This is a genomic window from Parabacteroides acidifaciens (assembly GCF_003363715.1).
Taxonomy (GTDB): domain Bacteria; phylum Bacteroidota; class Bacteroidia; order Bacteroidales; family Tannerellaceae; genus Parabacteroides; species Parabacteroides acidifaciens.
This window is the reverse complement of record NZ_QREV01000088.1, coordinates 1-10260: the sequence shown is the minus strand read 5'-3', so window position 1 is coordinate 10260 and position 10260 is coordinate 1. Positions and strand designations below refer to the sequence as shown.

The 10260-nt window shown below is 50.9% G+C and carries 7 protein-coding genes; 6 read left to right on the top strand and 1 reads right to left on the bottom strand.

Annotated features, from left to right (window positions below):
• Nucleotides 1–434: 434 nt before the first annotated feature.
• The 4 genes from DWU89_RS19775 to gcvP are packed head-to-tail and all read left to right on the top strand — an operon-like array spanning nt 435 to nt 5519.
• Nucleotides 435–1286, top strand: coding sequence for a DUF3298 and DUF4163 domain-containing protein (locus DWU89_RS19775; protein WP_115501353.1), 852 nt, complete (start codon nt 435–437; stop codon nt 1284–1286).
• A gap of 36 nt (nt 1287–1322) precedes the next feature.
• Entirely contained in the window at nt 1323–2018 is a 696-nt protein-coding gene (rsmG, locus tag DWU89_RS19770) for a 16S rRNA (guanine(527)-N(7))-methyltransferase RsmG (RefSeq protein WP_392391940.1), read from the top strand.
• Nucleotides 2015–2653: an MBL fold metallo-hydrolase gene (locus DWU89_RS19765; protein WP_115501350.1), complete on the top strand. Its 639-nt coding sequence runs from the start codon at nt 2015–2017 to the stop codon at nt 2651–2653. The genes rsmG and DWU89_RS19765 overlap by 4 nt, the downstream gene beginning before the upstream one ends.
• 13 nt (nt 2654–2666) lie before the next feature.
• Nucleotides 2667–5519, top strand: a complete 2853-nt coding sequence (gene gcvP, locus DWU89_RS19760; protein ID WP_115501349.1) for an aminomethyl-transferring glycine dehydrogenase — start codon at nt 2667–2669, stop codon at nt 5517–5519.
• 77 nt (nt 5520–5596) lie between these two features.
• Here the strand turns inward: gcvP and DWU89_RS19755 are convergent, their stop codons facing one another.
• Nucleotides 5597–6217 carry a DUF4923 family protein gene (locus DWU89_RS19755; protein ID WP_115501352.1) on the bottom strand — a complete coding sequence of 207 codons (621 nt, stop codon included), beginning with the start codon at nt 6215–6217 and terminating at the stop codon, nt 5597–5599.
• Between the two features lie 146 nt (nt 6218–6363).
• On the opposite strand from DWU89_RS19755, the gene DWU89_RS19750 reads away from it, so the two are divergent.
• Together DWU89_RS19750 and DWU89_RS19745 are read left to right on the top strand one after the other, a co-directional pair.
• Nucleotides 6364–8337 (top strand): hypothetical protein, encoded by a 1974-nt coding sequence (locus tag DWU89_RS19750; RefSeq protein ID WP_115501348.1) that lies wholly within the window; start codon nt 6364–6366, stop codon nt 8335–8337.
• 6 nt (nt 8338–8343) lie between these two features.
• Entirely contained in the window at nt 8344–9750 is a 1407-nt protein-coding gene (locus tag DWU89_RS19745; protein ID WP_115501347.1) for an MFS transporter, read from the top strand.
• Nucleotides 9751–10260: the final 510 nt, after the last annotated feature.

The following is a 10260-nucleotide window of genomic DNA, read 5'->3' as shown; positions in this document are numbered from 1 at the left end:
TAGGTTTTAATCTTTGTTATGTAAATTGAGTTTAGTTATAATTGTTTAATCTGTAAACTGATTTCAGGAAAGGTCACATATTGATAGACGAAAACAAAAAACTCCGTTTTATCAGCCGGAGTGCGACCTTTACATAATGTTTAAACATAGACACAGTATTTGTTTAATACAAATAATAACGCAAAGACCATGCCATTTCCGGAAAATCCTAATTAGCAATCAAATAAGAACAATACCCTTTAAGACGATTGTACGAATTCGTACGCCGTACGTGCAAAAACGCACGAACAGAACAATATGGCCAAGTCGATATTACCGTATATTGAAACATATCGATCCGCCCGCAAAGAAAATTAAAAAAGGAAGCATTCGTTTATTAAAAGATAATAGCGTACATTTGCATCATAAAGTATTATCTAAAATCTATGATTCCGATGAGTACACAAATATGCAAAAGTCTGATTGTATGTTTCCTTTTGGGTGTGTTTGTAACAAGCTGTAACACCAGTACAAAACAGACGGCGGACAATGAAATCAAGTTCGATTCCATCCGGGTAGAAAAGACATACCACCTGTTAGAGAATCCGGATAATCCCAATTGTGACTTCCAATTAAACTTCATCTATCCGGTCAAATTCGCAAACAAAGAGATACTGAAGAAGATCCAAGACGACTTCGTTCTCTCCTACTTTGGGGAAAACTATGAAAATCTGTCACCGGAAGAAGCAGCAGCCAAATACACGGAAGATTATCTGGATGCTTATAAGGAGTTGGAGACCGACTTTAAGGCCGAGTTAGAGAAGAAAGACGATCTGCCGGTAGGAGCCTGGTTCTCTTATTACGAATCATCGTCCGACGAGATCGCCTATAACCAGAACGACATTCTGAGCTACACCGTGAGATTTGAGAACTACACAGGCGGAGCGCATGGAGCGCACGCTTATAACAATCATGTGATCAACCTCAAAACAGGCAACGCGATTACAGAGGAAGACATCTTTATCGATAACTACCAGGACAGCCTCGCCCAGATACTGGTCGACCATATTGCCAAACAAAACAATGTGGAGAACGCCAAAGACCTGGAGAACATCGGTTTCTTCAGCATCGAAGAGATCTTCCCGAACGGTAATTTCCTGATCGACGGGAACGGGATCACTTATACATTCAATGAGTATGAGGTAGCGGCCTATGTCGTAGGGGCTACAAACGTATTTCTTCCTTATGATGAAATACAGTATTTGTTGAAGAAAGACAGCCCGATTTCGAAACTAATTGAGAATTAAGAATTAAAAAGTAAGAAATAATACTTCATATACTTATTGTTAATGGAGCCAATCAACACAAACGAAACACAGTCGGCCGCCAACGATCAATCGGCAATTGTTAATAGCCAATTGTCTATTCTTAAAGCCTATTTTCCGGAACTGACGGACGGGCAGCAAGCACAGATAGACGCCTTGTTTCCCCTGTATGCAGACTGGAATGCTAAAATCAATGTGATTTCGCGCAAAGATATAGAGAACCTCTATCTGCATCACGTCCTCCACTCGTTAGGGCTGACGAAGATGTTGCGGTTTAAAGACGGATCGACCGTGATGGACATCGGTACGGGAGGCGGTTTTCCCGGTATCCCGTTGGCTATCCTGATGCCGGACGTGCAATTCCACCTGGTGGACAGCATCGGGAAAAAGATCAAAGTCGGACAAGCCGTTGCCGAAGCGATCGGCCTGAAAAACGTCACCTTCCGCCACTGCCGCGCCGAGGAGGAAAAGGGGCTTTTCGACTTTGTCGTGAGCCGCGCCGTTATGCCGCTTGCCGATCTGGTGAAAATTGCTCGTAAGAATATTAAAAAGGAACAACAAAATGCTCTTCCGAATGGTTTGATTTGTTTGAAGGGAGGGGAATTACAGCATGAAATATTGCCATTCCGCAATCAAGCTGTCAGTCTTAACCTGAGTGACCATTTTAAAGAAGAATTTTTCCAAACTAAAAAAGTAGTGTACGTACCGTTATGATTACAATAAAATCGTTCGAGTTTAACTATTTCCAGGAAAACACATTCCTGTTGTATGACGAAACGCGCGAAGCCGTGCTGATCGACTGTGGCTGCTGCCGCAAAGAAGAGGAAAAGGAGTTGAGCGACTTCATTTCCGAGAACAAACTGACGCTGAAGCATCTGCTTTGTACGCATCTGCACGTGGATCATGTGTTCGGGAACGGTTTTATACACAAGACATACGGGCTCAATCCGGAAGCCAACAAGCTGGATGTAGAGAAACTGCCTTCGCCTGACGAACAGGCCAAACTGTTCGGGCTGCGCCAGCACGTGGAAAACGTTCCGGTAGAAAAATATATTGTCGGAGGCGAAATCATCAAGTTCGGGACATCCGAGTTGCAGGTGCTGACCGTTCCCGGACATTCTCCCGGCAGTGTCGCTTTCTATAATAAGAAAAACGGCTTTGCCATTGTCGGCGACGCCCTGTTTGCCGGAAGCATCGGCCGTACGGACCTTTGGGGAGGAAACCAGGAAGTGCTGGTAGCCGCCATCCGCGACAAACTCCTCTCCTTGCCCGACGAGACAGTGATATATCCGGGACACGGGCCGGAGACAAGAGTCTTCGACGAAAAGTTTAATAATCCCTATTTATAAACTACATAATATTATGGACACAAATAAATTTGTAAACCGTCACGTAGGTATTTCGGCTGAAGACATTCCTTCCATGCTGCAAGCCATCGGCGTTAAGTCGGTTGACGAGCTGATCGATCAGACCATCCCGTCCAACATTCGCTTGAAAGAGCCGCTTAACCTTCCCGAACCCATGACTGAACGTGAGTTTGCCGAACACATCTCGGAACTGGCTTCCAAAAACGAAGTTTTCACTTCTTACATCGGAATGGGCTGGTACGACACTGTTTGCCCGGCTCCCATCCAGCGTAATGTATTCGAGAATCCGGTTTGGTACACTTCGTACACGCCTTATCAGGCAGAAGTGTCGCAGGGCCGCCTGGAAGCGCTGTTGAATTTCCAGACAGTTGTTTGCGAACTGACAGGCCTGCCCCTGGCAAACTGCTCGCTGCTTGACGAAGCGACTGCCGCAGCCGAAGCTGCAACCATGTTCTATGGAAGCCGGAGCCGCGCACAGGCAAAAGCCGGAGCCAACACGCTGTTCGTAGACGAAAACGTATTTGCCTCAACATTGGCAGTTATCCACACCCGCATGATTCCGCAAGGCATCCGGGTTGTTACGGGCGACTATAAGACATTCGAGTTTACGCCGGATGTATTCGGTGCGATCGTACAGTATCCGAATGCCGACGGTTCAATTGAAGACTATGCAGCCTTTATCGCACGTGCCAACGCAAACGAGACCCGCGTTGCCGTTGCTGCCGATCTGATGAGCCTTGTTCTGCTGACTCCTCCGGGAGAATGGGGCGCGGACGTGGTGTTCGGAAGCAGCCAGCGCTTCGGTATTCCGATGTTCTACGGCGGTCCGTCTGCTGCTTTCTTTGCAACAAAGGACGAGTATAAACGCTCCATCCCCGGACGCATCATCGGTATTTCCAAAGATGCCTACGGACATGCCGCTTACCGTTTAGCATTGCAGACACGTGAACAACATATCAAACGCGAGAAAGCAACTTCCAATATCTGTACGGCCCAGGCCTTGCTTGCCACCATGTCCGGCTTCTATGCCGTTTATCACGGTGCCGAAGGCTTGAAGAACATTGCCGGACGCATCCACGCCTCTGCCGGATTCCTGGCCGGGGAACTGGAAAAGCTGGGCTACAAACAATTGAATAAGGACTATTTCGATACGCTGAAGATCCAGCTTCCGGAACATGTTTCGATCAATGCACTCCGCGAAATCGCATTGGAATGCAAAGTAAACCTGCGCTATTTCGAAGCCGGACAGGTGGGCGTCAGCCTGGATGAGACGACACAGCCGACCGATATCGGCGTATTGCTGTACATCTTCGCCGGTGCCGCCGGAAAAGATTATATGCTGAAAGAAGCTGTTCCCGAAAAGACTTATTTCGATCCTAAATTCGCCCGCACATCCGACTTCCTACAGGAAGATGTGTTCAAGAAATATCATACCGAAACAGAGCTGATGCGCTACATCACCCGTCTGGGCCGCAAGGACATCTCATTAGCACAGTCCATGATTTCCTTAGGTTCCTGTACCATGAAGCTGAATCCGGCTTCCAGCATGCTGCCGCTCAGCCGTCCGGAATTTATGAATATCCATCCGTACGCACCGGAAGACCAGGTGGAAGGCTACAAGGAACTGATCGAAAACCTGTCCGCTTACCTGTGTGAGATTACAGGCTTCAAGGGTTGTACATTCCAGCCTAATTCGGGTGCAGCCGGTGAATATGCCGGTCTGCGTGTAATCCGCGCTTATCTGGAAAGCATCGGACAGGGACATCGCAATGTCGTTCTGCTTCCTGCTTCCGCCCACGGGACAAATCCGGCAAGCGCCATCCAATGCGGCTTCACGACTGTCACGGTGAAGTGTGACGACAAAGGGAACATCGACCTCGAAGACTTCCGCGCAAAGGCAGAAGCCAACAAGGATAACCTGGCTGCCAGCATGATCACATATCCGTCTACACACGGTATCTTCGAAGTGGACATCAAAGAAATGTGCGACATTGTCCACGCCTGCGGCGGTCAGCTCTATATGGACGGCGCCAATATGAACGCACAGGTCGGCTTGACCAACCCGGGAACGATCGGGGCTGACGTCTGCCACCTGAACCTGCATAAGACTTTCTCTTCTCCTCACGGAGGCGGTGGTCCCGGTGTGGGTCCGATCTGCGTAGCCGAACATCTGGTTCCGTTCCTGCCGCAACATCCGGTTTTGTGGGGAAGCGAGCTGAACACGGTATCCGCCGCTCCTTATGGCAGCGCCGGTATTCTACCGATCACATATGCTTATATCCGCATGTTAGGAACAGAAGGTTTGGAGACAGTCACCAAGACGGCAATCTTGAATGCGAATTATCTGGCAGCCAAGCTGAAAGACACATACGGAATCGTTTACACCGGTGCAACAGGCCGCGTGGGGCACGAACTGATCTTAGAATGCCGTACAGTGAAAGAACGCTCCGGCATCGACGAGGGCGATATCGCCAAGCGTTTGATGGACTTCGGCTATCATGCACCGACACTTTCTTTCCCGGTTCACGGCACACTGATGGTCGAACCGACCGAAAGCGAAAGCAAAGCCGAACTGGATCGTTTCGTCGAAGTGTTAGAATGCATCTGGGATGAAATCAAGGAAGTGGAAGAAGGCAAGGCTTCGAAGGAAGACAACGTACTGAAAAACGCTCCCCACCCGGAATACGAAGTAACGGCCGACGAATGGAAACACGAATATCCGCGCAGTAAAGCAGCCTTCCCGCTGGAATGGTTGCACGACAGCAAGTTCTGGATCAACGTAGCCCGCGTAGACAACGCATATGGCGACCGCAACCTGATCCCGACGCTCTGCGCATGTGACATTTAAGGAGCATCATCTTTCCAAATAAAAAAGCCAGGGAATGTATCATTACAAACCCTGGCTTCTTTTTTTATGTATTTACTTTATTTCTTCAATTCAAATCCCAGCATCATCCCGTCGTACTGGCTTGCCAGCTTGTTCAGCGTCTGCAAAGTCGTATTCTTGGAAACGGCAGAGAGCTTCGTCAGGAAATCCAGCAGTTTGTCCGCATCGAAAAGCAGTGAAAGCTCGTCATTGGAAAGGACGACATGCGCCGTCATGGTAGTCAGTTTCGACTTGCCGATCTTCCCGTAATGTAGCTCCATCGTCTTCTCATCCGCATTAAAGGAATAAGTGCCCTTCAGCGTCTTACCCTTCAGGACATTCGTGAACGTGCTGTCCGAATTAAATGTATAGTTGAACGCACCTTCCACGATCCCGACTTTGGCGCAATATTCCTTCAGCTTCTTCTCCATCTCGGATGCAGCCACACTCGCCGCCACATTCTTCAAAGCATTATCCCCTTCGAGCTGGATACCGGGATTCACGTACGTCCAGGTCCCCGCCAGATTTTCCACTGTCAGCTTCTTGCCCCCGGTCACAGCAGTGACAGCGTCTTTCACGGCTGCCGAGTTCAAAATATCCTTAATAGACTGCCCGTACGCAGCATCCGACACAGACAATATGCCGCACACGGCAACACCCAAAACCCAATTCTTTTTCATTTTCATCTATCCTTATTCACATTTATGTCCTGCAAAGATACGAATATTATCCCTACATTTGTAACCGGCTATGATTCCTGAAGATGAATAAATCCAATCTAAATAATACGAATAACATGGTAAAACTAACTAAACACATCTGCCTTATGCTGATCTGTACACTTGCCTGCCTGAACGGTCACGCAGAGATCGATCCGCCGGTCGTCCAGTCGATCATCCAGTCTCTTACCGCCAAAGACGGCAAGAACAAGGAAGCCATCGAAAAAGGAGTCCGCCAAGCCGCCCGCCTCTGGCAGGAATCCGACGGAAGCGCTGAAGCATTCAAAGCCTTCTGCGAAAAGAACTACATCGCCGACCCGGCCGAGAAAGAACAAGTATTCCTGAAAATCAGCGACTATATGGAAGGCATCAGCGGCTACTTCAACGAGATGTCCCTCCGCCTGATGAAGAACCTGCACCAGCCGACCGGCCCGCTCCACGCCGTCGATGAGATGTTCGGCTCCTACAGCCCGGGCACCCATCTGCAGGACGACTTCTATCAAAACAAAATCGCATTCATCGTCATGCTCAACTTCCCCCATTACACGCTGGAAGAGAAAGAGCAATTGGGCTCCGACCGGAAGGCCTGGGCTTATGCCCGCCTGGGCGACATGTTCACCGAACGCATCCCGGCGACAGCCCTGCAAGCCGCCGGCAATGCGGAAAGCGATGCCGACATCTACATCTCGGCCTACAATATTTATATGGGCCATGTGCTGAACAAAAAAGGGGAACTCTTGTTTCCTAAAGACATGATCCTGCTTTCGCACTGGAACCTGCGCGACGAGATAAAGGCCAACTACAACAAAGGAAAAGAAGGCCTCGACAAACAGCGCACCGTCTACGAAGTGATGAAGCGGATTATTGCGCAGGACATCCCTGTCGAAGTCATCAACTCCGGCAAATACGAATGGGACCCGTACGCAAACCAAATCACACTGGACGGGAAACAGGTGCAGGGAACGCCCGAATCGACCACCCGCTACCAGAAGATGCTGAACAACTTCAAGGCTATGCAGGAGATTGACAAATATACGGGCAACACCTTTATTGACCGGAAGTTCTCGGAAGACATGGAAGTGTCGCTGGCAGACGTGGAGAAACTGTTCGACGAATTCCTCTCCGCCCCGGAGCTGAAAGCCGTCGGCAAAATGATCTCCAAACGCCTCGGCCGCAAGTTAGAAGCCTACGACATCTGGTACGACGGCTTCAAGGCGCGCAGCAACCTGGACGAGACGAAGCTGAACGAACAGACGCAGGCCCTCTATCCCAACGCCGAAGCGCTGGATAAAGACCTGCCGAACATCCTGCAAAAAGCCGGCTTCGCGCCCGAACGCGCCCGCTACCTGGCCGACAAGATCACGGTCGACGCCGCCCGCGGCTCCGGCCATGCCTGGGGAGCAGCCATGAAGGGACAACAATCCCACCTGCGCACCCGCATCCCGGAAACCGGCATGGATTATAAGGGCTACAACATCGCCATCCATGAGTTCGGGCACAACGTGGAGCAGACCTTGTCCATGTACGACGTGGATTATTACATGCTGAGCGGCGTGCCTAACACGGCCTTCACCGAAGCCTTAGCCTTCGTCTTCCAGAAACGGGACTTAGAGTTGTTAGGCATCGCAGACAAGAACCCGGACAAGCAGGCGATGGACGTCCTGGACAAGATATGGAGTATGTACGAAATATGCGGCGTCTCCATGTTGGACATCTCCGTCTGGAAATGGATGTATGCGCATCCCGACGCAACGGCGGGACAACTGAAAGAAGCAACGATCTCCCTGTCCAAGGAGATATGGAATAAATATTATGCTCCCGTTTTCGGCGTGAAAGACGAAACGGTGTTGGCTGTCTACTCGCACATGATCAGCTATCCGCTGTATCTGTCGGCCTATGCCTTCGGGCAGATCATCGAGTTCCAGCTGGACCAGTACCTGGAAGGAAAAGACTTCGCCACCGAGGTCGAACGCATTTTCCGCCAGGGACGCCTGACCCCCAACCAGTGGATGCTGGAAGCGACCGGCAGCCCGCTGACGGTCGAACCGATGCTGCATGCCGTACGGGAAGTGATTAAATAGAAAAGAATGATATCTGCCAATCGAGCAACAACAGTAAACGAAACCGACGGACTGCCGCTGCCCAAGCGCTACTGGGCGATCCTCGCTACCGCCTTGGGTGTCGGCATGTCCGTAATCGACGGGACAATCGCCAACGTCGCCCTGCCGACCATTGCACGTGACTTAGGGACGGAACCGTCCGTCACCATCTGGGTCGTGAACGCCTATCAGTTAGCCATCACGATCTCACTTCTCTCCTTCTCTTCCCTCGGAGACATCTACGGCTACCGGCGCATCTACCTGTCGGGCATCGCCTTGTTCAGCGTCACATCCCTGATCTGCGCCCTGTCGGGTTCTTTCTGGACATTGACGGCAGCCCGCATCCTGCAAGGATTCGGGGCGGCGGCCATCACCAGCGTGAACACGGCGTTGCTGCGCATTATCTATCCGAAAAAGTTTCTGGGCAGAGGTATGGGGCTCAACGCCCTCGTCGTCGCCGTCTCGATAGCGGCCGGCCCGACCATCGCGTCGGCTATCCTGTCGCTCGGCTCGTGGCACTGGCTGTTTGCTGTCAATGTGCCATTCGGCATTGCCGCCCTTGTGATCGGCCTCTCCCATCTGCCCCAGAATCCGGTCAAGACCTATGGCAGGCGCTTCGACAAGACAAGCTGCCTGATGAACGCGCTGACCTTCGGGCTCCTAATCTTCTCGTTAGAAGGGATTGCCCATAAGAAAAGCGCCGTCCTGATCGTCTGCGGAGTCGTGGCGTTAGGGATCATCGGCTTCTTCTTCGTCCGCCGTCAACTGCGCCAGCGCTTCCCGCTGCTCCCTGTCGACCTGATGCGGATACCGATCTTCTCGCTCTCGATCGGAACCTCGATCAGCTCGTTCACGGCACAGATGTTAGCGATGATCTCCCTGCCCTTCTTCTTCCAGAACACGTTAGGACGAAGCGATGTCGCCACCGGACTGCTCCTGACACCCTGGCCGCTGGCCACCATGATCATGGCGCCGACAGCCGGACGCCTTGTCGAAAAGATACATCCGGGAATCTTAGGCGGCATCGGCATGAGCATATTCGCCACCGGGCTGTTCCTGCTCGCCACGTTGCCGGCGCATCCGACCGATATGGAAATCATCTGGCGCCTGTTTGTCTGCGGGGCAGGCTTTGGCCTCTTCCAGACGCCCAACAACAGCACCATTATTTCTTCCGCCCCCACCAACCGTAGCGGCGGGGCAAGCGGCATGTTGGGCACGGCCCGCCTGTTGGGACAGACGTTAGGCGCCACGCTGGTCGCCATGATATTCAACCTTGTCCCCAACCACAGCACCCAGACTTGCCTCTACCTGGCCGGGACATTTGCCATCGTTGCCGGGATCGTCAGTTGCCTGCGCATCTCCGAACCGGCTCCGCTGAAAAGGAAAATCGAGTAGGAAGAAAACGAAGTAGAAGTTTTCCTCCTACTTTCGTTTTCCGACCTCTCACACCACCGTACGTGCCGTTCGGCATACGGCGGTTCTCTTAACTGCGATGCAATTGGGTATAAAGAATTATCATTGACGGATAACCTGCCATTACAAACTTATCTTTTGTGATTGCTCTATGCAATATCCAACTATCCGCAATGCGCCAATAGCCTTTACGGGTATTCGCCCATTCCCAAAATTTACGACGAGGTATGGGCTCACCCGATAATCATTGGAGATAAATAAATTCATTATTTGGCAAAAGAGAGCCTGCGGCAGAGGGGGCTTATTGTAAAAAACGTATTTTTCAGGTTCGAAAGACATCCGAAACAAAACAAATGTTAATCCGCTTTTTTGACCTCAAAAAGGGACTTTTTCCCCTTTTTTGAGTGTTTCCAGCCATTACGACCGTCCTCTTTGCCATCACGACCGTGCTAATGTGTAGTGCACTCGGCACCTCGCGAAGATTAGGACGGT